Here is a 25022-nt window from a genome sequence, read left to right on the forward strand (position 1 = left end):
ATGACGCAGGATATAACATATACAACAAAAACCAAACAACTTATTGACAACCTAAAAAGTGTCTGTGCTAACTTTGGTCTTGGAAATGACGGTAACGAATTCAAGATTATATCACAAATGTTTTTGTATAAATTTTTAAATGATAAATTTAACTACGAAGTAAAAAAAGAGCGACAGAAGTCAAGAAAAGATGTAGATTCCGATCTACTATTGGATTTACTAGATGAAAATGTACCAAGATTAAGACACGATCAATTAATATCACATCTGCATAATATTCAAAATGATGGAGATTTTGCTAAAACGTTTGATGATACTTTGAGAAGTATCAGTAATGATAATGCAGGTGTATTTTCAATTAAATCCTTCTCTGGAGCAAAGGATTCGCTTTTTGATGATTTAAGTGAATTTATCTCAGACAAGTCAGAACGTGACAACTTCTGTAAAGCACTAATTAACAAACTATTTGAATTTAGCTTTGAAGAAAGTTTTGAAGACTATTTCAGTGAAAAATATGATTTCTTTAAGGATATTTTTGAGTATTTAATCAAGGATTATAATTCAGATTCCGGGGGGAAATATGCAGAATATTATACACCTAATGCTGTTTCCCGTATTATTGCAAACATATTGGTTCCAGAACCTGTTAAGCAAGCAAAATGCTATGATCCAAGTGTAGGATCGGGTTCATTATTAATGTCCCTGGCTCATAAAATTGGAGAAGATAAATGTACTATTTATTCTGAGGATATTTCACAAAAGTCCAGTACCATGCTACGACTAAATCTAATCTTGAATGACCTTACTCATAGTATTCCTAATATCATTAAAACCAATACCATTTCCCAGCCTTATTATCTGGAAAAACAAAAGTTCGACTATATTGTATCAAATCCACCTTTTAAACTGGACTTTTCGGATTTCAGAAGTGATTTGGAAAAGGATAGTTTTAAAGAACGTTTTTTTGCAGGTATTCCGAATGTTCCAAAAACAAAAAAGGAATCTATGGCCATCTATTTGTTGTTTATCCAACACATTATGTACAGTCTAAATGATAGTGGAAAAGCAGCTATTGTTGTTCCTACTGGTTTTATTACAGCACAAAGTGGTATAGAAAAGAAAATACGTGAACGTTTAATAGATAAAGGCTGGCTACGAGGGGTAGTAAGTATGCCTAGCAATATTTTTGCAAGCACAGGTACTAATGTATCAGTATTATTTATTGACAAAAAAGCCGATAGCAAGCACATTGTATTAATGGATGCAAGCAAACTTGGTGAAACCATAAAAGAAGGCAAAAACCAGCGTACTGTATTAACCCGTGAAGAAGAAGCAAGTATTGTAGAGACTTTTAATAATAAAGAAGCCGTAGATGACCTTTCAGTAATAGTAACCAAAGAACAGATAAAAGAAAAGAATTATTCTTTTTCTGCTGGGCAATATTTTGAAGTAAAAATAGAATATACCGATATTACAGCCGATGAATTCCATGAGAAGATGCAAGGTTTTGAAGAGCGTTTGAATGCCTTATTCATTGAAGGAAACCGTTTGGATATTCAAATTCAGAAACAGTTAAAAGGACTAAAGTATGAATAAAATTAAGCTCAGAGAAATTTGTAAACCTAATCAAATTGGTAAGTATGGAATCCCTGCATCAGCCGAAGATTTTACGATTGATAAAACTCGATATTTGAGAATTAGTGACATTGATGACAATGGAAATCTACTTAATAATGATAAAAAATCGGTTAGCTCACAGGAGATAGAAAAGTATATATTAGAAGAAGGAGATATTGTCTTTGCAAGAACTGGAAATTCCACCGGAAGGACTTATTATCACGAAAATAAAAATGGAATATTAGCATATGCCGGATTCCTTATAAAATACGGGTTGGATAGCAAAAAAGTTAATCCTAAGTATGTAAAATATTTCACAACTACTCAAGAGTATAAACAATGGGTAAAAAACTTATCAGTTGGAAGTACTAGAGGAAATATTAATGCTCAAACTTTTGCAGATTGCCCTATTATATTACCCAATAGGAATCAACAAGATTTATTGGTTTCTATTCTTTCAGTACTAGATGATAAAATAGAACTCAACAACAGCATTAATGCTGAGTTAGAACAAATGGCCAAAACGCTGTATGATTATTGGTTTCTACAGTTTGATTTCCCAAATGAAAATAGTAAGCCTTATAAATCTTCAGGCGGAAAAATGGTTTATAATGAGGTTTTAAAAAGAGAAATTCCTGAAGGTTGGAAAATAAATTTTTTAAGTGAAATTAATTCGGAATTGGTTAGAGGAATTTCACCAAAGTATTCTGATAGTAACGGAATACCTGTTATCAATCAAAGATGTATTAGAAATAATACAATAGATTTTTCTTTATGCAGACTGCATAATGTACAATTAAAACCTGTAAAAAAAATTATAAAAATTGGAGATGTACTTGTAAATTCAACAGGAGTAGGTACATTAGGACGTGTAGCTATTGTTAAACGATTAGAAAATCCTCAAACAACAGTTGATTCACATGTAACAATTGTAAGAGCAAATATAAATCTTGTTGATCCTCTCTTTTTAGGGTTTTCTTTAGTAAGTAAACAAGTCGAAATTGAAAAATTAGGAGAAGGATCAACTGGCCAAACAGAACTGAGCAGGGAAAATCTTGGAAAATTACCAATACTTCTACCTAAACAAAATTTACAAAATGATTTTGCCTCTATCATAAAACCCTTATTTGAAAAAATATCAAATAATGAAAAGCAAAACCTAGAACTGGCCTCTCTCCGAGACTGGCTATTACCTATGCTAATGAATGGACAAGTAAAAGTAGAATAATACAAAAGCTCAACATTTCCGTTGAGCTTTTCAATTTACAATATCTTAAAAATTATCCCTTCTCAATCAACCTCTCCAGCCTCCCCATCATCTCATCCTTTTCCTTCAGCATCCTTTCATAAAGTTCCATTTTTTCTTCATGCATTTTAAGGATAGCTTCTACCGGATTAAAAACAGGATGAATATTGATCGCAGAAGCTCCTTCTTTGAAATCACTAAACGTATTAGAAATAATATTCACCGCCTGCTCCTCATCAAAATTCTGAAACGCTTCCACCGGAATTTTCAATACTTCAGAAATCCTTTTCAGTAAAGGGTCTTCAATAATTTCTTTCTGTTCCAGCAGAGAAATTTTCTTCTGGTTCCAGTCGTCCCCAAGGTCAAAAGCCAGTGCTTCCTGCTTGATGCCCAGCATTTCTCTGAATCGTTTTACATTGCGTCCCTGATGTATTGTATGTTCCATGATAATTCAACATTTATGAGGTTTAAATATAGAAAAATATTTATAAAAACACGCCTTAAAAAAACAGCTTAATTACAATCTCTGTTCTTCATGCTGATAATGTGAAACAGGCCTTCTCTCCTATTTCGCCATTTCCGTTTTTATGCCCGCTTTTTTTCATCAAAAAGTCAGAAAAAATAAACCTTGTTATCTGGTTTTCACTTTCTGGTGAACATGCTCTGAAAATCTTACAACATCCTGTTTTTCTATACCTTGTACTCGCTATATTTGATCATACAAACCAAAAAAACACAATATTATGGCACTAGACAATTTAATCAGTGTAAGCTTTTCAAAAAGTGATCTGGAAACGATTGATAAAGCAATTCAGGACATCCAGTCTATACTGTTGGGAAAAACCATCAACCTTACTCCGGATCAGCGACAACAATACGGAAGAATTGCAGAACAAAACAAACTTTTCGTGAATAAAGCCAAAATCTATATGGAACAATATGCCCAATATGTTCCTAACTTCCTGGATAAAGCAGAATTCGATAAAGATTATATCGCCAGAGAACAGATCGAACAAAGACTGCAACAGCTGGATTCCTTAACAGAACAGCTTTCAGACACCAAAGTATTGCTGGATCACGATAACTATCATAACGCCATCAGTTTCTACCGAAGCATCAGATACCTTTCCGAAGAGAATGTACCGGGTACTAATGTTATTTATGATGACATGAAGCAGTTTTTTGTGACGGGACAGACTTCAGGACCCACTGAAACACCGCCTCCATCCGGTTCAAACAACAATCAGTAAGAATAAAGACCTTTTTGAGCACGTGAAAACGTGCTTTTTTTATGATGATCCAGCTGCTTATTTTTGGTTGGAAATCGCAAAGACGCAAGTTCTTATTATAGGGACGCTGTTTAAGGCGCAAAGATTTTATCTCCGATAAAATTTCTATATCCTGATATCCTTACCTGCTGAAAATCTTTGATTTTCTTGCGCCTTACAAAACATATCAATATTTAAAACTTTGCGACATTGCGTTTAAAACAAAATAATAAGCCATTGTATTAATCAGTAAGAGTAAATACTTTTTCTGGGAGCACATGAAAACGTGCTTTTTTTGTGATGATCCAGCTGCTTATTTTTGGTTGGAAATCGCAAAGACGCAAGTTCTTATTATAGGGACGCTGTTTAAGGCGCAAAGATTTTATCTCCGATAAAATTTCTATATCCTGATATCCTTACCTGTTGAAAATCTTTGATTTTCTTGCGCCTTACAAAACATATCAATGGTAAAACTTTGCGACCTTGCGTTTAAAACAAAATAATAAGCCATTGTATCTGAAGAAGCAGGATGTTTTAAAATGCAAAGGTTTTATTGGTCAGAATTAATGATTAAAGGGAGCAAAGGAATGGTGGCTGCGCCACTGATGAAGCCAGATGAATAGTGCTTATGATTCTTACAATAGTATTTTACTCCTCTTACTTCCTTCCTAGCACCCTCCAGGTAGTATAGCAACCGTCTCTACCCCTTTGGACAACGGTCTCTACCCTCTTATATAAGCAGGTGGAGCCCCTTATCCAAGTCTGTCTACCCCCTTACCCAAGGGGGTATAGCCCCTTCATGAAGGGGGTGGAGACCGTTCATGAAGTCCCTTCAGGAGCTTGTTTAAGAGGTTAGAGGGACTTTGGAAGGGCCTATGGGCATTTCTGAGCAATATTTATAGTGACTTTCAGGAAAATTTACGCTTTACCGTAAGCAGAAGCTGGAGATTTTTATTATTATTGTGATCTTAATTGGACAATACAGCCTAAGCTGTTTGTCAGAATATGAAAACTATAGCCAAAAATGACCTTTACAGAATTAATTGACAAAATAGAAATCTGGGATCACTGGCAGGGAGAATATACCCGTTTTGTGCCCCAGTTTGTAGCAGAGGCAAGCACAGGAAAAAATTGGGAAGATTGGGACAACGACCTTTTTTATGAGTTTTTTATGCGTTCTGCTGACCAATGTGTTTCGTCTCTGAGACAGGGATATTTTACCCATGCAGAAAAAGACCTTATCAAACGTAGCTGGCCAGAACTTTCCACATTATTACAGAAAATTGCCTTAAGCCAGGAGCAACCTTTATTTGAGACCTATCATCAGATCAAAGAACTGATCCGGATGTATACGGGCAATAATAAAAAAGCCGCTACCAACAGACTGATCGCGGGTTTGCAGCCTCAGCTGTTGTGCACCATTGTCAATCAGGATAAATTGGGACAGCTGGTGTATTTGTTGAATACCCATGTTGAGGATTTCAAAATGGAACTTACCTACGACTGGTTTGAGGACAGCCACCATCTGCTTCAGATATTCAAAGAAAAACTCGATAAAAATGGTTTTGAAATTGTGACTCTTCCATGGCAGGTTTACGATTATTTTCAGGAACAAAATAACCCATCTTTCAAAGAACAAAATGATATGAGCGAAAATAAACTGGAACAGCAGATCCAAATTTTAGAATATAAAAAACAAATCATCCTGCAAGGTCCTCCGGGAACGGGAAAAACCAGACAAGCAAAGGAACTGGCTGTTGAATTATTGGGATTGAATGATCGTAAGGAATTAAAAAATAATCCTCAATTCAAAATCATTCAGTTTCATCCAAGTTACACGTATGAAGATTTCGTAAGAGGTATTGTTTCTCAACCTAATGAAGACGGAGACGGAATACTTTTCAAAGCTGAAAACAGAGTGTTAGCTGATATGGCCCATATGGCATTACAAAATTACAAGGCATCACAAAATACTCCGGATACGATAATCTCAAAAGATACTTTTGAGATATTCATTGAAAAAGTAAAAGATGAAATGGCAGAAAACGAACTGCATCAATATCCGATTACCAATTCTGTGTACCTGTTTTCTGCGGATGAAACCAAATTCAAATACAAAGGAGATAATTGGGATGCTCATAAAAATGGCTTAAATATGAAGTTTTCAGAATTAAAACTTATTATTGAATCCGGAGCAAAAGAAAGACAGGACATTAAGAAAATGTCTGATGTTGAAGAAAAAACCAGGCAACATGCAACCTATTTTATGAAGGTTGTTGAGAAGTACTATGAATTTGAAAAAAACTATCAGCCTGAAACAATCCGGGCTGAAAAAGTTCAGTTAAAAAATTATGTACTTGTTATTGATGAAATTAACCGGGCCAATTTGTCTTCCGTTTTAGGTGAGTTGATCTATGCGCTGGAATACCGGGGAAAAGCCGTTGAAAGTATGTATGCTCTTGAAGATGCGACCAATGAAGATAAAAATAAATTGATCCTTCCTCCCAACCTGTACATCATCGGCACCATGAACACTGCAGACCGTAGTGTAGGACACATTGATTATGCGATCAGAAGACGTTTTGCTTTTATTGATGTATTGCCGGAATCTCTTGAGCATGATACCAGTATTCATTTTAATACTGATGGTTTTGAAAAAGTTTCACAATTGTTCTTAAACGGAAATGTAAGTGGTGAATTTGAAGCTAAGGATGTTCAGCTAGGACACAGTTATTTTATTGCCAAAAATGAAGATCTAAAGGATGGGCAGACAAAAGAGGAAATTTTCAGAATGAAGATGAATTATGAAGTAGTTCCTATTCTTCTTGAGTATGTGAAAGATGGTGTTCTTATCGGAAGCCATGAAGGAAAAGATATTAAAGAATATATCAATGATCTGAAAATAAATAATTAATGGGAATTTTACTTTCGGAACATAAAAGTTTTCTGATCAAACGGGTTGCTGCTGAAGAGTCTTTTACCAATATTGCAGACGAACTGCTGCATCTTGATGACGACTCTTTTCAGCTGTTTGCGGCTTTGGAAAGTAAAAAGTTCAACCATCAGTCTTATTCTTTTTCGGTGGTAAAAAGAGAAAATCATTGTGAGATTAAGGCAGATTATTTTGTAGGTATTGACTGGCTGGGAAATACCGGCAGAACCATTTATGTAGAACCCAAGATCAATGCGGGTTTGTCGCAGTACTTCCGGAACTGCCTTAATGAAGAAGAAAATTCTGTTCCCCTCCCTGAAACATTTGATAGCAAGGAAAAGACAGAGACTAAAGAAGTCAATTATCTTAAAATTCTTTTGGATATCATGGCTTTGCCACAAACTGCAAACTATTCAAAAGATGTTATCCAAATAGACTGGGATGCAAAATATATTGAAATAGATCAAAAAGCTGATCGTTTGACCCCTTTTCTTATTATACAGTTTTTACAGCATTTGAAAATAATTGTAAGAAAAGGACTAAAAAAGGCATATTATAAAGTCCAGGAAAATCTTAATAATAGAGTGAAGGGCAAAGTATTAATAGGTCAGCATATAAAGAAAAATGTTTTTAAAAATAAACCCACCTCTTCTTTTTGTGAATTTCAGGTTTTTGGTGAAGATTATTTTGAAAACAGATTTTTAAAGAAAGTACTGGTATTTGTAACGGGCTATATTGAAAACAATCCTTCATTATTCTCTTCCAATATAGAATCTGTTCAACATATTTTAAATTATTGCAGGCCAGCATTTGAACATATCAGTACCGATGTTGATGAACTTCAATTAAAACATGGTAAAATAAATCCGTTCTTCAATGAATATGGAGAGGCTTTACGAATAGGGAAATTTATTCTGAAAAAATTCTCGTATACGATTACGAAAACGACGCAGAAAAAAATAAAAACGCCTCCCTTCTGGATTGATATGCCCAGACTGTTTGAGCTTTATTTTTATTATCAACTAATAAAAGCAAACCCCGGAGATGAGAAATATATTCACTATCAATTCAAAACCTACGGAAATCATCTTGATTTTTTAATTAGTAAACCGGGCTATGAAATGGTCATTGATACTAAGTATAAATTGAAATATACTAAAAGTCATATCCACAAAGACATCCGTCAGGTTTCAGGATACTCCCGTTTAAAGAAGGTTATCAACGAAATGAAAAGTAAGAATAAGGATTGGAAAGAAGATCAGATATTAGATTGCCTGATTATTTACCCTCATCTTCACCAGCCTGATAATGATAATTCTAATAATCCGTCCTCATTATTACACAACTTTTCAATTGAAAACATAAAAAGGCAGTTTGATAATACTGATAATCAAATCACTGCTTATCATAAAATTTTTAAAATGGGAATAAATTTACCGGTAAGCTAGTAAAAAAGCTTAATGACAATGAAGGGGTAAAATAATGTGAATACAATATTTAGATTCCTACGGAATGACAAGATGGGTGCTTCTGTGTGGGTGCATAGCCACTTACTTGCTCCAGACATAGTACAAACTATTCTATTCGCTCAGACTATCCACAACGTTTGTCATTCCGTAGGAATCCAGGCACAGAAAGGTACAGAAAGCTTTCTGATGATAAGTGATAACAATATAAGAGTTTAGATTCCTTCGGAATGACAAAGTGGAATAAAAACAATTAAATCCAATTGAAAAAACCAGTAGTACTATATTTTTTGTAACTTTTGTAAAACAAATACACAAATGACTGCATTTTCAAAAGGAAGGCATACCTACTATATCTATATTCTTACCAATAAAAGCAGAAGAGTACTTTACACCGGGGTTACAGGAAATCTGCACAGGAGATTGTATCAACACAAAACAAAGCTCAATCCAGGCAGTTTCACAGCAAGATATAATCTTGAATTTCTGATTTATTATGAAAAATATAATTGGATTCATAATGCCATTAGAAGAGAAAAGGAAATTAAAAACTGGTCAAGAATTAAGAAACTTGAACTTATCAGAAACACAAATCCTAATTTAGAATTTTTGAATTATTTGTTTGAGAATTGGCTTTGATACGGACATTCATATGAATGACAAAATTGTATATCGTCGGATTAATAGATTCCTCTGCAATGAATAAGTGAGCGCTTATTTTTTTTGTGTGTGCATATAGTTACTTGCTTCAGACATACAAACTATTCACTTAGACTATCCATGCCAATTGTCACTCCACAGGAGTCCGGAGCTAAAAAGCATTCTGATGATAAGTGATGACAATATAAGAGTTTAGATTCCTACGGAATGACAAGGTGGGTGTTTCCATGTGCGTGCATAGCCACTTATTTGCTCCAGATCTACAAACCATTCGCTTAGCCTATCCGCAACGTTTGTCATTCCGTAGGAATCCTGGATAAAAAGCTTTCTGATGATAATGATGATGAGATAAGAGTCGAGGTTTTGCGGAATGACAAGGTGGGCGCTTATTTGCGTGTGTTTGTTTATGTGTTTTATGTGTTTGGCTGTTTATGTGTTTGTTTGTTCAATGGTGAAAGGATGAAGGAGCGCGTCATAATACTAATTGCACAGCTGTTTCAACCAACTCTTACGCCCCTCATAATACTTTAACACCCTTTATACCCCATCCCCCGATAAATTTTCGTTCTTTTGCAAAAAGTTTTAATTTTTACCCAACCGCATGTCTAAGTTTGATGAAATCCGGTATTTCTATGATCAGGAAGTCAATGAGAGATTACAGAGCATAGCTCGTGATCCCATGATGAAAGCCTTTATGAATTTTACTTTTCCTGATACAGATGAGCAGGTTTGGCTGGAACAGTTTAAGAATGTTCATTCCATCAGTGATTTTCAGCATCAGTTTGTAGCTTATGCTGTTCGCCAGATCCTTGCAAAAAGTTCTGACGGCTTAACGACTTCTGGCTTTGATAAGCTGGATAAAAACAGCTCCTATCTGTTCATCTCGAACCACAGGGATATTGTTCTGGATACTTCATTGCTTAATCTGGTATTGCTGGAAGGTGGTTATGTAATGACCGCTTCTGCTATTGGAGATAATCTTGTGCGTAAGAATTTCTTAAATGTACTGGCTAAACTGAACCGAAACTTTCTGGTACAAAGAGGGTTGCCGCTTCGTGAACAACTGACAAGTTCGCAAACAATGTCTGAGTATATTAAGGAACTTCTGCTTCAGGAAAACCGCTCTGTATGGATTGCACAACGTGAAGGCCGTACCAAAAACGGTAACGATTCTACCCAGCAAGGTGTTTTGAAAATGCTTGCCATGGCATCCGGAGATCAATCGCTTACAGATTATTTTAAAACATTAAAAATTGTTCCGGTCTCCATTTCCTATGAGTATGATCCTACAGATTCGTTAAAAATGCCTCAATTGCTGGCACAACATAGGGATGAGGAATATATCAAAGGAAAAAATGAAGATTTCACCAATATCATCAGCGGAATTCTGGGACAAAAAAAACGCATTCATCTTCATGCCGGCGATGTACTGGATAAAGAACTGGATGAGATAGCAGCGACCATTGACAATAAAAACAAACAGCTGCAGGCCATTGCGCAGGTAATTGACCGCTCCATTATCAGTAATTATAAGCTTTGGCCAACCAAGTACATTGCTTACGATCTACTTCACAACACCAATACTTACGCTTCGGAATATACGGAGCAGGAAAAACAGTTATTTGTCCGCAGGCTTGAAATGCGTATTGATCCATCGGATCCTGTTTCCAGAGAGTATTTCTTAGCAATGTATGCTAATCCTTTGGTGAATAAACTGAAGGTTGAAGAAGAATCTGAAAACTAGTTTAGATTACTATAAAGATAAAAAACCACTGTTATTGAGCAGTGGTTTTGTTTTTTTATTCTTTCAGATTTTTATTTGGATTTCGACATTGAATCCACCTCTACGATTGCATCTGCAAATGCTTTTGGAGCTTCCTGTGGCAAATTATGCCCAATTCCACCCGTTATGGTATGGTGTGCATATTTTCCGGTAAATCTGGAGGCATAACTTTCCGGCGCAGGAAATGCAGCACCGTTGGCATCGCCTTCCAGGGTAACTGTTGGGACGGTAATCGAAGGAAATTTTGCCAGTTTGGCTTCAAGGGCATCATATTGTTTTTCCCCTTTTGCCAATCCCAAACGCCAGCGATAATTGTGAATTACGATATCAACGTGATCAGGATTATCGAATGCTTTCGCAGAACGTTCATAGGTTTGGTCATCAAAAGCCCATTTTGGTGAAGCCGTTTTCCATATCAGTTTATTAAATGCTGAAGTATTGGCTTTGTAACCTTTATACCCTCTTTCTGTTGAAAAGTAATACTGATACCACCATAAAAACTCAGCATTGGGTGGCAGAGGTTTTTCGTTTGCTTTCGGACTTCCTATCAGATATCCGCTCACAGCCACCAGCCCCGAGCAGCGTTCAGGCCATAGTGCTGCCATAATATCTGCGGTTCTTGCTCCCCAGTCGAAACCGCCAATGATTGCTTTATCAATTTTCAAAGCATCCATAAAAGCAATGACATCCAATGCAACAGCACTCTGCTGGCCATTGCGCTTTGTATTGGGTGACACGAAAGTAGTTGTTCCATAGCCTCTTAAATAAGGAACCAACACGTGGTAGCCTTTTTCAGCAAGTATAGCAGAGGATTCTTCAAAACTATGGATATCATAAGGCCATCCATGAAGGAGGATAACAGGTTTTCCAGTTTCAGGACCTACTTCTGCATAACCAATGTTCAGCAGTCCGGCTTTGATTGACTTTGTATTCTGAAATGCAGACCTCATTGTTGCGTTTTCAAAATCTTTCTCACCAGTGCTATACGTCTGTGCTTTTAAAGACAAAAATCCCATTCCCATCAAAATAAACAGGGATAAAATGGATTGTATTTTTTTACTGAAATTCAATGTAGTATTCATAATAGTGATGTTTTGTGATGGTAAAATTATGGTAAACCGGAGACCAGAAGAAGAGCAAAAACGTTGAACAGGTCATATTGAAAGGTGAATACTGATTTTCAGACGGTAAAGCAGACAGCTCCCTACTCTTTTTGCTGGCTTCTACTATCAAAAGAAAGGATTCATGATGGATAAAAAAGTACCACATCTGGTAAAAACATCATGATAATCATTTTATTAAAAATAAAATTGTTTATATTTAAATAGATATATTCTAAGAATTTCATGTTGTAAAAGGCAGGATAATTGCAATAATCTACAAATCACACAAAATAATACTTATGAATGTACAGTTAGACCCGCAATCTACAACTGATAATAATGCTGTTGATCATTTCCGTTCAGATATTTTAAACGGCCTTAGCAATACTCCTAAAAAATTATCTTCAAAATATTTTTACGATAAGATCGGCGATCATCTTTTTCAGCAAATCATGGCCATGCCTTCCTATTATCTTACCCGTTGTGAGCTGGATATTTTCAAAAATAAAACAGATGAACTTATTGATCTGCTTATTCCCGGAGACGAACCTTTTGACCTGATTGAATTGGGTGCAGGAGACGCCATGAAATCGACCTATTTACTTGAACAGCTGATCCGGAAAGGGATTAACTTTACTTACATGCCCATTGATATTTCAGGAAATATTCTTTCCATACTTCATCAAAAACTGAGCAGCCAGCTTCCGGAAATCAAAATAACCTGTCTGGAAGGAGATTATTTTGAAATGCTTCAAAAAGCAGCTTCATTATCCAACCGGAGAAAAGTTGTGTTATTTTTAGGAAGTAATATCGGGAATATGACTCTGGAAGAGGCTGAAGATTTCTGTCTGCATCTGAATCGAAATCTATCTCCGAAAGATCGTGTATTGATAGGATTTGACTTAATGAAAAACCCACACACCATTCTGGAGGCCTATAATGACAAAGAAGGAATTACCGCTTCTTTTAACCTTAATCTTCTTACCCGCATCAATAATGAACTGGGCGGTAATTTTGATCTGAAACAATTTCAGCATTACCAGACGTATGATCCGGTTAGTGGAGCGTGCAGAAGTTTTCTGATAAGCCTTATCAGCCAGGATGTGACTATTGACAATACAAAGATTTCTTTTGAAGAAAACGAATGGATCGATATGGAAATTTCACAAAAATTTTCTTCTGAAAAAATCATGGAATTAGCCCAAAAATCAGGTTTTACGATCACTGGAAATATCAACGATTCTAAAAAATGGTTTGTAGATTCAATCTGGCAGGTAAAATAAAAATGAGAATACACACTGCACATCTGCAAAAGTGAAAAAATAAATAGACTTCTTTCATTGGACATCAATCATTAAAAACTAAAAGACATGACACCAGAGATCACCACAAAAGATTTTACTAAAAAGTATAAGGATATCCGCAGACGTTCTGAAGAAATCTGTGCTCCACTGGAAATCGAAGATTATGTAGTACAGCCGATTGTAGATGTAAGTCCTCCGAAATGGCACCTTGGTCATACCACCTGGTTTTTTGAGACCTTCATTCTTACCCCACATTTTCCGGATTATAAGGTTTTTGATCCCCACTATAATTATGTTTTCAACAGTTACTATGAAACAATCGGGGCACGGGTGATCCGGACCGACCGTGGAAACCTCAGCCGCCCTTCTGTTTCAGAGGTATATCAATATAGAAAATATGTAGATGAGCATATGGAAGCTTTTCTTGAAAGCTCATTTCTGACAGAAGCTATTGAACCTCTTTTGGAACTGGGGCTTAACCATGAGCAGCAGCACCAGGAGCTATTAGTCACTGACATTAAATATATTTTAGGACATAATCCGCTTTTCTCTGCTTATACAAAAGAAAAATCAGGACAAAAGAACTCCGGAAATCTGGAAATGCTAAAGTTTTCTGAAGGAGTCTATGAAATTGGATTTAAAGGAGAGGGATTTTGCTTTGATAATGAATTAGGAAGACATAAAGTATACCTCACTGACTTCGAAATTGCCAGCCAGCTTGTCACCAATGGTGAATATTTAGAATTTATGAAAGCAGGCGGGTATGAAGATTTCAGACACTGGCATGCTGAAGGATGGGACTGGGTGAAACAAAACTCTGCAAAATCTCCACTGTACTGGCATTATATCGAAAACAAATGGATGTATTATACCCTCAACGGATTACAGGAAATAGACCCTGCCGCCCCATTGTGCCACGTTAATTTCTATGAAGCCTCTGCTTTTGCCTCCTGGAAAGGAATGCGTCTGCCCACTGAAGAAGAATGGGAAACAGCTTCCATTTATTTTGACTGGGGAACACGCTGGGAATGGACGAATTCTGCTTATCTCCCCTACCCTCACTTTAAGAAAGAAGCAGGCGCGGTAGGTGAATATAACGGAAAGTTCATGATCAATCAAATGGTTTTAAGAGGAGCTTCAGAAGCCACACCTCCGGGACACAGCAGAAATACATACCGCAATTTTTTTCAGCCTAATTTAAAATGGCAGTTTACAGGAATCAGACTTGCTCAGTAATTTTTTACCGATGATCACAGTAGAATCAATTTCAAAAAGTTTTAACGGAAAAAAGGCAGTAGATCAAATTTCTTTTCAGGCTCTTGATCAGGAAATCCTTGTTCTTTTAGGAACCAGCGGGTGTGGGAAAACAACCACGCTTAAAATGATCAACCGTCTCATAGAAGCAGATTCCGGAAATATTTTCATAGATGGCAAAAACATCCGTGATCAGAAAGCTGAGGAACTGAGAATGGGAATTGGTTTTGTCATGCAGCATTCAGGGTTATTTCCCCATTATACCATTCAGCAGAATATTGCGGTAGTTCCTGAGCTATTGAAATGGGACAAAAAGAAGACAGAAAGAAAAACGCATGAACTTTTGGCTAAGCTTCACCTTTCTGAAGAGGTACTTTCCCGATTTCCCCATGAGCTAAGCGGCGGACAACAGCAGCGGGTAGGTATTGCAAGGGCACTGATTGCAGACAATCCCGTTTTGCTGATGGATGAACCTTTCGGAGCGCTTGATACCATTACTAAGGCTGATATTCATTCAGAATTTAAATCATTGGAGGAGCTTAAAAATAAAACAATCATACTGGTTACCCATGATGTACAGGAGGCATTTGAGCTGGGACACCGGATATGCCTAATGGATCAGGGAAAAATAGTACAGACTGGCACTCCCAGGGAAATACTTTACCAGCCTGAAAATGACTTTGTGCGCGATTTTTTTGCCAAAAACCGTCTTTTATTAGAGTATAAAGTAACATCGTTACATCACATCAGTCCATTTCTTACACCAGAAAATCACTACTACAGGCCCAATGGAACGGGTAGTACAAGTGTGTGGGATATTTTACAGCAATTGAGTTCCGATCACCAAAATGCCGGAGTATATGAGGAAGTAGTCAGAGCATTTAATCATTACAGAAAATCACAGATGGTATGACGCAGCAACAGAGTTTTTGGCAATTTATTGCTGAACAGCACGAAAAGCTTACTACCCAGATCATTCAGCATCTTGGCCTTACCTTTTTGTCCCTGCTTCTCGCCATCATGGTCGGGGTACCTTTAGGTATCCTGATTTCCAGAAAAAAGAAACTTTCCAGCCCGGTGCTGGGTACCGCAGGTATTTTACAGACCATTCCGAGTATTGCCTTGCTGGGTTTCATGATTCCTGTTTTCGGCATTGGTCCGAAGCCAGCCATTGCTGCTTTATTGATCTATGCTCTTCTTCCCATTATCCGGAATACATATACCGGAATTATGGGTGTAGATCCGGCTGTGATTGAGGCAGCCAAAGCCATGGGAATGAACAGAAGGCAGCTTCTTTTTAAGGTGAAACTTCCTTTAGCCATGCCGGTTATCATTGCCGGTATCAGGACTGCTGCTGTTATAAATGTAGGAGTAGCTACACTGGCCTCTTTTGTGGCAGCAGGTGGTTTGGGAGAGTTTATCTTCGGAGGAATTTCACTCAACAATACGAATATGATTCTTGCCGGAGCCATTCCGGCAGCATTATTAGCTATCTTTCTGGACCAGGTTATTGCCATGATCCAGAAATCAGGTTACCGGTTCTTTCAAAAACTGAAATATATTCTTCCTGTTATCTTTATGATTCTGGGAATAGGGTATCTTCTGACTTTTGTATCACCCAGGACAATTAAAGCTGGTTTTACACCGGAATTTATGGGGAGACAGGATGGTGACATCGGGCTTCGTTCGGTGTATGGGCTGAATGTGAATCCTCTTGTGGTAAATGATGCAATTATGTATAAGGCTGCTTACGAGAAGGAACTGGATCTGATCAGCGGATATTCTACAGACGGAAGAATCAAAGCGTATGATCTGTATGTACTGAATGATGATAAAAAAATATTTCCGCCTTATTATGCAGCTCCCATTATCAAGACCAAAACAATGAAAAAATTTCCGGAATTGGAGAAAACCTTAAATCTGTTGGCCGGAAAGTTCAATGATTCTATCATGACGGATCTGAATTACAGAGCTGATCATCTCCATCAAAATCCTGAAAAGATTGCAAAGGATTTCCTCATCAGAAATAATCTTTATAAAAGTCCCCGGAAAGGAAATGCAGGAACCGTCAGGATTGGTTCAAAAATCTTTGGGGAACAGTATATTCTCGCAGAAATGTATACCCTACTTATTGAAGGATATACAGATTATAAAGTGGAAACCAAAACAGGTTTAGGGGGAACAAAGATATGTTTTGATGCCTTAATGAACAATGCCATAGACTTTTATCCTGAATATACGGGAACCGGGCTTCTGGTGCTTTTAAAGCCAACCTCACAGACCATCAGCAATGTGTCCAAAAGTCCCGCTACAACCTATGAATACGTGAATGCAGAGTTTGAAAAACAATATGGGATTCAATGGCTGAAACCGCTTGGATTTAATAATGCTTATGCTCTGATGATGCGGAGAAAGCAGGCTGAAGCGCTTCATATCAAAAGCATATCTGATCTTGCTCATTATTTTGATGGAAACTAAATTTCTCTGGATGATGCGGATAGCGTGAATCAGGAATATATCTCATTTTTATTAAAAAAACAGAGGGAAAAGTCTTTTGAAATCCATCAGTTTTTCCAAAAACCCTATCTTCGTATCTGAAAAAAATTTACAAAATTTTACAAAATGAAGAAAATAGTATTGCTGGCTTCGGTTGTATTTGTTCTCCATTCATGTGTGGTAAGAACGGCTACAAAAGTAGTATCCGGAGCGGTAAGCTTAAGTTATAAAGCGGTAAAAGGTACAGTAAACGGAATCAGCTGGGCGGTAAGTAAAGCGAAGGGAAAGATAGATGAAGACCGTGTAGACGGAACCTGGAAAGTAGTAGGTGTTTATCGTGGTTCTTTTGAAGATTTTTCTAAAGATCAGAATCCTGATGGTTCATTTACCTCAGACTGTACAGAAGGCTTTGATCAGATTGTTTTCAAGGCTAAAAAGTCTAAATTTAAGCCTGTACACTGCAGTACACAGGATGAGGATTGGGTAAAATATTCTATGGAGTTTGGAAAAAATCCTTCCACAAAAGAAAAGGAGAATTATATAGAATACAATTCCAACAGCTATATTTCTGTGATAGATGTCACCAATAAAACTATGGTTCTGGAAGGCAATCTGATGCCGAAATTAGGTTTTTCCGGAGCTAAATTATATCTTCTTGAAAAGGTAAAATAGAAATAGGAGCTGCATTTTTACAGCTCTGTTTTTGTCATATATCTGCAGTTTCTGTTCACTGTTTAAAACTTCAAAACGATGCATGATCTTACTCCTTTCTTCGAAACAGCAATATATCCTTTGTTTGATCTTACCGATGAGGAGAAAGAAATGATTCGGGCTGAAGCCAAAATACAGCACCTGGAAAGCAACAGTTATATCATACGGGAAAACTCAACGGCTGACAGTCTTCTTTTTCTTCAGAAAGGAGTTGTCAGAAGCTTTTACGTGAAAGACCACCGGGAGATCAATACTGAATTTTTCTTTGAGCATAATTTCTTTACAGCACTGACAAGCTATCTGACAGGTGAAAAAACTTCTCTTAATTTTCAATGTCTGGAAGCTTCAGAAATTATTGTCCTTCCCAAAATAGTAACAGACCGTCTTTTAACGGATCCCAAATGGCATCAGCTCATTAACGAAATCCTTACAAAAGAATTTATTAAAAAATGCCGCCGCGAAAGCTCTTTTCTGCTTCATGATTCTTATGAACGATATCTTTATTTTCTTGAACAGTTTCCGCATTCGGAAAACAGAATTCCTCTTTTCCATATTGCTTCTTATCTGGGGATGAGTCCTGAAACCTTAAGCAGGATCCGAAGTAAAAAAATCAGGCAAATTGATGTAAGTCAAGTAAACAGAATCTGAATTTCTTCACTTTTGTCTAAATATTTTAATAATGGACAAAAGAGTACAATTTGATTTTGAAGTGTATTTTACCAACGGGGGAAACCTGAAAGGGGAAGAATTCAGACTTGACATTACCGGAGATACTATTACAGACCAGGAACTGATTGATTATATTGTTGATGATCTCAGGCTTCTCATGGCTGGAAAAGTCAATATCCTGAACAAACAGATCATTACCGAGCCCCATAAAAGAAAGACCGTAAAACAAGAGCCTCCTTCTGAACGACTGATCGATCTGAGCCACACCATTGAAGAGGGACTTACTACTTATAAAGGGCTTCCGCCTCCTTATATCTGTGATTATCTCAGCAGAACGGAATCTCAGAAAATGTATGAGGAAGGAACTACGTTTCAAATTGGTAAGATTGAAATGGTTACGAATACAGGAACCTATATAGACTGTCCTTTCCATAGGTTTGAAAACGGAAAAGACACCGCTGGGATGGAGCTGGAAAAACTGGCTGAATTAGAGGCAGTCGTTATCCGGATCCCATATACAGAAACACTGGAGATTACACATCTGCATCTCAGAAACCGGGATATCAGAAACAAAGCGGTACTTATCCATACCGGATGGGACAGCCACTGGAACACTGAAATATACTATGAAAATCATCCTTATCTTACGCAAAGTGCTGCTGAATATCTCAGAGACTGCCAGGTAAAACTTGTAGGGATTGACTCTCATAATATTGATAACACAACAGGCAGAAACCGGCCTGTGCACACCATTCTTCTGGGTGCTGAAATAGTAATTGTGGAGCATCTGTGTCATCTGAATCAGCTTCCTGACGAAGGTTTTACCTTTACAGCTGCTCCCCCAAAATTCAAAGGAGCCGGAACTTTTCCGGTAAGGGCTTTTGCATCAGTACAGCAAAACGTATAAAGAGTTTCTGTGAAAAACAACCCAAGCAATTGACGATGAAGTTTATTTTAGAAACTGCTCAGCAATAAAGTACCCGCTTCCCACCATCAGCAACGGCAGTGCTATTGAAATCAGGATTAAGGGCCAGGCAAAAATTCTGAAATAGGTATATAAACTTACTGACGAAGGATCATCAGGATCATAGATAACAGTCTCTGTTTCCCCAATGGCCCATGCCGAGGGATTGGTTCCTTCCGCCAATTCAAAAGTATGTTCCATATTATTTTGCGACCGGAAGGTAAAGACAGGGCTGAATACAGTTCCCTCTGATTCATATTCCCTTAATGAGGTAACGGTTGCCGTTGCCTTTTCTGCTTTTTTTAAGAATGAAAGAGTGTTTCTGAATGTTAATAATGCTGCAGCAAACAGAATGACTCCTGCTGCAAGGATGATATAATACTGCCACATAGCTTTCATTTTTTTTCTGTTCATACTATTTCATCCGGAAACAAATATTTTGATTATCTTTCTTGTTTTCAGATTAATACCCCGAATATACAAAGATTTATCACAACCTTTATAAAACCTGAAAAAGTAATCTGCTACCTGGTTTCTATATCAACAATTTTCTTTCCTTGCTTACCCAGATAATGGAGAACGAGCTTCTCATACACTTTATAACCATCATCAACATTGGTAAAAATTACAATTCCCTTTCCCGAATCGGGCAATACAATGGCAATACATTGAGTGCCCCGGTCGGCTCCGCTGTGTGATAAGGCATAGTCACCATTTCCAAGATCATATATTTCGAATCCCAATCCGAAATATTTATTTTCTTTCGTTTTTACCTGTTTTCTGATCATTTCCTGAAAGACCTTTGGTTCCATTTTCTGCCCTTTCATGACACTTACCATAAAATTCCCGTAATCTGTTATCGTGGTATGAAGATCATCAGCGGCATTGGCCGTTTTATTTTTTTCGATCGGATAAGCTTTACCATCTTTATCATATCCTATGGCAAATCTTGATTCATCAGTGCTTTTATCCCAGATATAACTGCTATCTTTCATTTTGAGAGGCTGAAAGATGAGTTCCTGTGCCAGCTGCTCCAATGTTTTCCCAAACTTCTTTTCCATTGCTTTCCGTAAATATTCAAAACCTTCTCCCGAGTATTGGTATCTGGTGCCGGGATCAAACTGAAAGTTCAGTTTCTTATCGGTGTTCATCCATCTCCAGTTCGGAAAACCTGTCTGATGGGTAAGAATAATTCTGGTGGTTAATTTTTTATGCTTTGGATCGTTGCTAATATCAGGGTCTATCCAATAAGTATCAAGAGGTTCATCCAGCTGCCATTTTCCTAAACTTACCAACCGTAAGACTACCATTGCTGTAACTGGTTTCGTAAGAGATGCCACATTGAATAAGGCATTGGGAGGTGCCGGAATTCCTTTCTTTATCTCTCCAAAAACTTTTACCTGCTTCAGCTTTCCATCTTCGATAATTCCCAGGCCCAGAGCAGGAATATCGTTTTCTTTCAGCCAGCTTTGCATCGACTGGTCGTTATCAAACATCGTTTCACTATCGGTAGTCTGCTTGGGATGGTGATTAAAACTCAATGAATTCCTAAGTTTCCATTCAGCATTTTCAAGCATCCACAAATGGGTAAATTTTGCTTCTCCCACTAATTTTTCAGCATGATTTCCCATTTTCTCATAAAACAAATGATTTCCATTCTGAATGGCAGCGTAGATCTTTCCGTTTTTATACATGGGATAAATCTCTGTGCTTTTATCAACCAGGACTCTTTTTATCTGATAGGTTTCCGGAGATTTGCATAGTCCGTTTTTAAAATCAATGATAAAATTTTTCCTGTCCTCAAAGCCTCCTTTATCGTGGTAAAATTCAAATTTGTCACTTAACAGACTTTCCATCTGCTGGATGTTGCAGGTATTGTAGCCTGCAGAAAAAAACAGGCTGTCTTTAGCCATAATGGTTGTATAAAGGGGATCTGTTTTTTCTGTTTGTGCCTTTATGATACTCATGAACAGAATGAGAAAAAGAAGGGTCAACCGTGAAGACTTTGTCATTGTTATTTTTTTGACAAAGATTCAATTTCATTTCCTTTTTTGAGTAAAAATGGACCTGACAAAAACCCGACAAAGCCGTGACAGGATTTATATCATACTGAATTTCAATCTGAAATAGAGTTTTTTATTCTTATCGATTTCGGCTGCATTGCGAAGGATAATAAATATATTGGAAAGCACAATCAGGATCATCAGGATCAGGGTAAACTGTTTTCCGAACTTTAAAAAGATACCAAGCATGAAGGTAATAGGTGCCATTACTGTCCAGATCATCTGAACTGAAATAATCTGTCTTGCCAGGCTGTTTCTCTGCTTCATACTATGCATGAGAATAAGCGGAACAAAAATATTCAGTGGGGGTAAAAGGGTAAAGATTAATGAGGAAAGATTAATGATTTTAATATAAGAATAGTTGATGGGAGCTTCCTCTTCCTGTACTCCTGTTTCAGCCTCATTGATTTCTGAAATTACCTGTGGCTGATCCTGCTGTAACTCAATCTCTTCTATTCCTAAAGTTTGTGCCAGTACTCTAAGCGTATGTCCTTTGGGTACTGTTCCGGCTTCTATGCGTTGAATGGTTCTCACAGAAATCTTTGATTTTTCTGACAGTTCTTCCTGAGTCAGGTTCTTTTGTTCTCTTATGGCTTTTAGCTTGGACATCGTTTAGGGTATTCGGAAAATATTTTGGCTAATTTACTATTTTCATGATTAAAAATTTTTCTTGTGTCCGTTGATATTTAAATTATTATTCATATAAAAAAATAAGTGTATTTTTATCTAAAATAACTTTCTATTTTTCAGTTATTTATAAACTCTAACACCAGATCAGTTTATGGAAAACACACTACCCAGATCCGAAATCAGGAAGAATATTGCTACTTATCTGATTCTTACCCTTCTTTTCTGTCTTCCTGTCTACTATATGTGTATCCGCACAGGAAAACTTGGTGGCGGAGCGGTCTCCTATGCAACAATTGTCATGTGGTGTCCCGCTATTGCTGCATTTCTTACCTGTCGTATCCGGAACATTCCCATTTCTTCTCTGGGATGGAAATGGGGACTGACAAAGTACCAGATCATGGCGTATTGCATTCCTGTTCTTTACAGTTTAGTTCCATACCTCATCATCTGGATCAGTGGAGCTGGCGGTTTTTATAATCATGAATTTGTCGCAGAAATTGGCAAAGGAATGGGCTGGAATCTTTCTGATGGACTTACCATCATCCTGTATATTATTCTGATGAGCAGTTTTGGTATGGTACGTTCCGTAGGATCTGCATTAGGGGAAGAAATAGGCTGGCGTGGCCTTCTGACTCCTCAACTGGCTAAAATGAATTCTTATACCGCTACTTCTCTCTGGATGGGGGTGATATGGTCCATTTATCATTATCCTCTCCTTCTTTTTTCCAATTATAATACAGGAGGGCCAAAATGGCTGGCTCTTCTATGTTTTACCATTATGATATTTGCAGCCTGTTTCATCTTTACATGGCTGAGGCTAAAATCCGGGAGTTTATGGACAGGGGTTATTTTACATGCCAGTCATAACCTTTTTATACAGTCTATTTTTACACCCCTTACTATAGATACGGGAAATACCAATTATTATATTGATGAATTTGGCATTGCACTGCCTATTGCAACTGCTCTGGTTGCTTATTTCTTTTGGAGGAAGAGAAAAGAACTGGAGCAGGATCATCCACTTTCAGCATAACCTCCTGATTAAAAAGACAGCCCTTTCAATAAAAGGCTGTCTTTTTGATATATTATTAATTTTGAAAAATCTATTCCGGAGCAATTACTTCAATAAGCTGTATTCTGCTGAGCAGATCTTGAAATTTTTCCTGAGTATCTCTGCTCTCACCTAACGAAATACTTAATCCCTCTCCTTCCTTATCTTCATTTTTAAGGCCTATTCTACCTGCTTTTTGGCCTTCACTGTTACTTATTTCTTCAAACGGTATTTCGTTATCTTCAAACCATGATTTAATTTTTGCTACCGCAGAATTACTATTCTTTGATGTTCTTTGTAAAACTAACTGGTCCGGCTTTCCAAAGAATCCTTTAGCATTCTTATTCAATACAAACTGCACGAGAAATTTAAACTGATGCCTGTCTGGTCTCGCATACCATCTGGCCTGGCTGTATCCGCCCAAATGATGACGAACGGGTATCTCATTCGGGATATTATTGTTGGCAAATACCTTTGTATTCATTATTTCATGATGGAAAGTAAGATCAGTTTTTATATTTCCGCCCTCTGCCCTATATTTTTCTGCCCATTCACTTATTCCTTTAAACTCTGTTTCTCCCATTGTTCTGTAGAATGTCATCGTATGGAGATCAGGACTACCTTCTGTTCCATTTCTCAATAAACCAAGTCTTTGGCTCATAAATTCTTTACTTTTACTTCCGCTATCCCATCTTCTTTCATGAAATTTTTTGATAAAAAACAATTGCTGCAGATCCCGATATACAGAAGATGTAACAACCTGGGTATTCATAATGATATTAACTTCATACCTTTCCTTTTCGCTGACATCCCCATACTTTCCTTTTCTTTCATTTTCATACTTGTCAGTTTCCCACTGATCATGGTTGAATTTATAGTCTCCTTCAGACAAATAATCTGCATTATAAATATCAAGTACCTGAATAATATCTTTTATATCTCCTCCCATCAGCTCCAAGGTTTCCAGCATCTTTCTTTCATTTTCCCTGCTGTTTATAAAGTAGGTATTGAAGACCTCCTTCACAGTCATTGCTTTTATCTTTCCGTTTTTCAGCCTGATTCCTATCTTAGCTTTGTCATTTGTTCCTTTTGCACTGAAAAACAAATTGTTGTATTTTCCTATAATGCTCATAATTGTTTTATTTAAGGTTATTCATTTGATTTCTGAAATTTTTCTCTATTCTGACTTCCAGAGTTTTAATCCATATTAATAACACAAATTTCCGCGGAAACATTCTGACTCACTAAAGGGGAAAACCCCATTTTCAGAAACTAAGAGTTTACCCTTATTTACAGGTAATGTATTTGTTTATTTCATTCATTAAGTTCTCAGATATCATAAAGAATTATGATTAAAATTTCACCCATAAGAGAATTCCCTTATTTTTTAAAATTCAGTTTTTTCCCTTAATGAAGATTTATTCTGATTGATGAAATTTGTATCAGACAAAAGAGATCAACAATCTCGCATTGAAGACTTAATCAAAAAATAATATAAAGATTGAGTGGAAAGAAAAGTCTTTGAAAAAAGATGCTAGAAAATAAAACAACAGTAACCCATTAAAACCAGAATATGGCAGATACAGTAAACACCCAGACTACAGACGCAGTAACGCAGACTAACGTTACCGTACTTGGTAAGTCTCCCGCACAGGCTATGAGTATGCTTTACCAGATGGCTACCCATGCCAGTGGAATTTCTATTCAGAATTCTGTGACAAACCAGCAGAACCTGAACCAACTCAACCCTGCGATTGTTGCAGATGCCATTAAAATTTTAAAAGGATAATCTAAAACCTTACCAT

At 37.0% G+C, this 25022-nt stretch carries 22 protein-coding genes; 16 read left to right on the top strand and 6 right to left on the bottom strand.

What is annotated here, in order from left to right:
• The gene (locus FB551_RS10680; RefSeq protein ID WP_142017366.1) at positions 1-1596 is read left to right on the top strand and encodes an HsdM family class I SAM-dependent methyltransferase; all 1596 of its coding nucleotides are present in this window, start codon (positions 1-3) and stop codon (positions 1594-1596) included.
• A complete protein-coding gene (locus tag FB551_RS10685; RefSeq protein WP_142017368.1) occupies positions 1589-2845 on the top strand; it encodes a restriction endonuclease subunit S in 1257 nt (418 codons plus the stop codon). Before FB551_RS10680 ends, FB551_RS10685 begins: the two co-directional genes overlap by 8 nt.
• Before the next feature lie 52 nt (positions 2846-2897).
• Here FB551_RS10685 and FB551_RS10690 read toward each other — a convergent pair whose 3' ends face one another.
• On the bottom strand, positions 2898-3308 hold the full coding sequence (locus FB551_RS10690; protein WP_142017371.1) for a helix-turn-helix domain-containing protein: 411 nt from the start codon (positions 3306-3308) through the stop codon (positions 2898-2900).
• Positions 3309-3606: 298 nt separating this feature from the next.
• On the opposite strand from FB551_RS10690, the gene FB551_RS10695 reads away from it, so the two are divergent.
• From FB551_RS10695 to FB551_RS10715, 5 genes are all read left to right on the top strand, one after another.
• A complete protein-coding gene (locus FB551_RS10695; protein ID WP_142017373.1) occupies positions 3607-4113 on the top strand; it encodes a hypothetical protein in 507 nt (168 codons plus the stop codon).
• 1042 nt (positions 4114-5155) lie between these two features.
• Entirely contained in the window at positions 5156-7045 is a 1890-nt protein-coding gene (locus tag FB551_RS10700; RefSeq protein WP_142017375.1) for an McrB family protein, read from the top strand.
• On the top strand, positions 7045-8511 hold the full coding sequence (locus FB551_RS10705) for a 5-methylcytosine restriction system specificity protein McrC (RefSeq protein ID WP_142017377.1): 1467 nt from the start codon (positions 7045-7047) through the stop codon (positions 8509-8511). Before FB551_RS10700 ends, FB551_RS10705 begins: the two co-directional genes overlap by 1 nt.
• 336 nt (positions 8512-8847) lie before the next feature.
• The gene (locus FB551_RS10710) at positions 8848-9168 is read left to right on the top strand and encodes a GIY-YIG nuclease family protein (RefSeq protein ID WP_142017379.1); all 321 of its coding nucleotides are present in this window, start codon (positions 8848-8850) and stop codon (positions 9166-9168) included.
• 622 nt (positions 9169-9790) lie between these two features.
• Positions 9791-10933: a 1-acyl-sn-glycerol-3-phosphate acyltransferase gene (locus tag FB551_RS10715; protein ID WP_142017381.1), complete on the top strand. Its 1143-nt coding sequence runs from the start codon at positions 9791-9793 to the stop codon at positions 10931-10933.
• A gap of 71 nt (positions 10934-11004) precedes the next feature.
• Here FB551_RS10715 and FB551_RS10720 read toward each other — a convergent pair whose 3' ends face one another.
• Positions 11005-12054: an alpha/beta fold hydrolase gene (locus tag FB551_RS10720; RefSeq protein ID WP_142017384.1), complete on the bottom strand. Its 1050-nt coding sequence runs from the start codon at positions 12052-12054 to the stop codon at positions 11005-11007.
• Between the two features lie 320 nt (positions 12055-12374).
• On the opposite strand from FB551_RS10720, the gene FB551_RS10725 reads away from it, so the two are divergent.
• From FB551_RS10725 to FB551_RS10755, 7 genes are all read left to right on the top strand, one after another.
• Positions 12375-13358, top strand: a complete 984-nt coding sequence (locus tag FB551_RS10725; protein WP_142017386.1) for an L-histidine N(alpha)-methyltransferase — start codon at positions 12375-12377, stop codon at positions 13356-13358.
• Between the two features lie 87 nt (positions 13359-13445).
• Positions 13446-14615 carry an ergothioneine biosynthesis protein EgtB gene (gene egtB, locus FB551_RS10730; protein WP_142017388.1) on the top strand — a complete coding sequence of 390 codons (1170 nt, stop codon included), beginning with the start codon at positions 13446-13448 and terminating at the stop codon, positions 14613-14615.
• 10 nt (positions 14616-14625) lie between these two features.
• The gene (locus FB551_RS10735) at positions 14626-15546 is read left to right on the top strand and encodes an ABC transporter ATP-binding protein (protein ID WP_047433868.1); all 921 of its coding nucleotides are present in this window, start codon (positions 14626-14628) and stop codon (positions 15544-15546) included.
• Positions 15543-17111, top strand: coding sequence for an ABC transporter permease/substrate-binding protein (locus tag FB551_RS10740; RefSeq protein ID WP_142017390.1), 1569 nt, complete (start codon positions 15543-15545; stop codon positions 17109-17111). The genes FB551_RS10735 and FB551_RS10740 overlap by 4 nt, the downstream gene beginning before the upstream one ends.
• A gap of 144 nt (positions 17112-17255) precedes the next feature.
• Positions 17256-17801 (top strand): hypothetical protein, encoded by a 546-nt coding sequence (locus FB551_RS10745; RefSeq protein ID WP_047433871.1) that lies wholly within the window; start codon positions 17256-17258, stop codon positions 17799-17801.
• Between the two features lie 78 nt (positions 17802-17879).
• Entirely contained in the window at positions 17880-18488 is a 609-nt protein-coding gene (locus FB551_RS10750; protein ID WP_142017392.1) for a Crp/Fnr family transcriptional regulator, read from the top strand.
• Between the two features lie 31 nt (positions 18489-18519).
• Positions 18520-19416, top strand: a complete 897-nt coding sequence (locus tag FB551_RS10755) for a cyclase family protein (protein WP_142017394.1) — start codon at positions 18520-18522, stop codon at positions 19414-19416.
• A gap of 42 nt (positions 19417-19458) precedes the next feature.
• Here FB551_RS10755 and FB551_RS10760 read toward each other — a convergent pair whose 3' ends face one another.
• The 3 genes from FB551_RS10760 to FB551_RS10770 form a co-directional block, all read right to left on the bottom strand.
• Positions 19459-19887 (bottom strand): DUF3592 domain-containing protein, encoded by a 429-nt coding sequence (locus FB551_RS10760; protein WP_142017395.1) that lies wholly within the window; start codon positions 19885-19887, stop codon positions 19459-19461.
• 110 nt (positions 19888-19997) lie between these two features.
• On the bottom strand, positions 19998-21485 hold the full coding sequence (locus FB551_RS10765) for a serine hydrolase (protein ID WP_142017397.1): 1488 nt from the start codon (positions 21483-21485) through the stop codon (positions 19998-20000).
• A gap of 87 nt (positions 21486-21572) precedes the next feature.
• On the bottom strand, positions 21573-22145 hold the full coding sequence (locus tag FB551_RS10770) for a helix-turn-helix domain-containing protein (protein ID WP_142017399.1): 573 nt from the start codon (positions 22143-22145) through the stop codon (positions 21573-21575).
• Positions 22146-22317: 172 nt separating this feature from the next.
• Between FB551_RS10770 and FB551_RS10775 the strand changes: the two genes are divergently transcribed.
• Positions 22318-23199: a CPBP family intramembrane glutamic endopeptidase gene (locus FB551_RS10775; RefSeq protein WP_142017401.1), complete on the top strand. Its 882-nt coding sequence runs from the start codon at positions 22318-22320 to the stop codon at positions 23197-23199.
• Positions 23200-23269: 70 nt separating this feature from the next.
• On the opposite strand, the gene FB551_RS10780 is transcribed toward FB551_RS10775, so the two are convergent.
• Positions 23270-24349 carry a hypothetical protein gene (locus FB551_RS10780; RefSeq protein WP_142017403.1) on the bottom strand — a complete coding sequence of 360 codons (1080 nt, stop codon included), beginning with the start codon at positions 24347-24349 and terminating at the stop codon, positions 23270-23272.
• Between the two features lie 441 nt (positions 24350-24790).
• Here FB551_RS10780 and FB551_RS10785 point away from each other — a divergent pair, with 441 nt between their 5' ends.
• The gene (locus FB551_RS10785) at positions 24791-25006 is read left to right on the top strand and encodes a RebB family R body protein (protein WP_142017405.1); all 216 of its coding nucleotides are present in this window, start codon (positions 24791-24793) and stop codon (positions 25004-25006) included.
• Positions 25007-25022 lie beyond the last annotated feature (16 nt).

This window comes from Chryseobacterium aquifrigidense, assembly GCF_006716485.1.
Lineage (GTDB): Bacteria > Bacteroidota > Bacteroidia > Flavobacteriales > Weeksellaceae > Chryseobacterium > Chryseobacterium vietnamense.

What these genes read in the sequence shown, in the direction of transcription:
- FB551_RS10680 (WP_142017366.1), top strand. Translation starts at nt 1, where the DNA reads ATGACGCAGGATATAACATATACAACAAAAACCAAACAACTTATTGAC.
- FB551_RS10685 (WP_142017368.1), top strand. Translation starts at nt 1,589, where the DNA reads ATGAATAAAATTAAGCTCAGAGAAATTTGTAAACCTAATCAAATTGGT.
- FB551_RS10690 (WP_142017371.1), bottom strand. Translation starts at nt 3,308, where the DNA reads ATGGAACATACAATACATCAGGGACGCAATGTAAAACGATTCAGAGAA.
- FB551_RS10695 (WP_142017373.1), top strand. Translation starts at nt 3,607, where the DNA reads ATGGCACTAGACAATTTAATCAGTGTAAGCTTTTCAAAAAGTGATCTG.
- FB551_RS10700 (WP_142017375.1), top strand. Translation starts at nt 5,156, where the DNA reads ATGACCTTTACAGAATTAATTGACAAAATAGAAATCTGGGATCACTGG.
- FB551_RS10705 (WP_142017377.1), top strand. Translation starts at nt 7,045, where the DNA reads ATGGGAATTTTACTTTCGGAACATAAAAGTTTTCTGATCAAACGGGTT.
- FB551_RS10710 (WP_142017379.1), top strand. Translation starts at nt 8,848, where the DNA reads ATGACTGCATTTTCAAAAGGAAGGCATACCTACTATATCTATATTCTT.
- FB551_RS10715 (WP_142017381.1), top strand. Translation starts at nt 9,791, where the DNA reads ATGTCTAAGTTTGATGAAATCCGGTATTTCTATGATCAGGAAGTCAAT.
- FB551_RS10720 (WP_142017384.1), bottom strand. Translation starts at nt 12,054, where the DNA reads ATGAATACTACATTGAATTTCAGTAAAAAAATACAATCCATTTTATCC.
- FB551_RS10725 (WP_142017386.1), top strand. Translation starts at nt 12,375, where the DNA reads ATGAATGTACAGTTAGACCCGCAATCTACAACTGATAATAATGCTGTT.
- egtB (WP_142017388.1), top strand. Translation starts at nt 13,446, where the DNA reads ATGACACCAGAGATCACCACAAAAGATTTTACTAAAAAGTATAAGGAT.
- FB551_RS10735 (WP_047433868.1), top strand. Translation starts at nt 14,626, where the DNA reads ATGATCACAGTAGAATCAATTTCAAAAAGTTTTAACGGAAAAAAGGCA.
- FB551_RS10740 (WP_142017390.1), top strand. Translation starts at nt 15,543, where the DNA reads ATGACGCAGCAACAGAGTTTTTGGCAATTTATTGCTGAACAGCACGAA.
- FB551_RS10745 (WP_047433871.1), top strand. Translation starts at nt 17,256, where the DNA reads ATGAAGAAAATAGTATTGCTGGCTTCGGTTGTATTTGTTCTCCATTCA.
- FB551_RS10750 (WP_142017392.1), top strand. Translation starts at nt 17,880, where the DNA reads ATGCATGATCTTACTCCTTTCTTCGAAACAGCAATATATCCTTTGTTT.
- FB551_RS10755 (WP_142017394.1), top strand. Translation starts at nt 18,520, where the DNA reads ATGGACAAAAGAGTACAATTTGATTTTGAAGTGTATTTTACCAACGGG.
- FB551_RS10760 (WP_142017395.1), bottom strand. Translation starts at nt 19,887, where the DNA reads ATGAACAGAAAAAAAATGAAAGCTATGTGGCAGTATTATATCATCCTT.
- FB551_RS10765 (WP_142017397.1), bottom strand. Translation starts at nt 21,485, where the DNA reads ATGACAAAGTCTTCACGGTTGACCCTTCTTTTTCTCATTCTGTTCATG.
- FB551_RS10770 (WP_142017399.1), bottom strand. Translation starts at nt 22,145, where the DNA reads ATGTCCAAGCTAAAAGCCATAAGAGAACAAAAGAACCTGACTCAGGAA.
- FB551_RS10775 (WP_142017401.1), top strand. Translation starts at nt 22,318, where the DNA reads ATGGAAAACACACTACCCAGATCCGAAATCAGGAAGAATATTGCTACT.
- FB551_RS10780 (WP_142017403.1), bottom strand. Translation starts at nt 24,349, where the DNA reads ATGAGCATTATAGGAAAATACAACAATTTGTTTTTCAGTGCAAAAGGA.
- FB551_RS10785 (WP_142017405.1), top strand. Translation starts at nt 24,791, where the DNA reads ATGGCAGATACAGTAAACACCCAGACTACAGACGCAGTAACGCAGACT.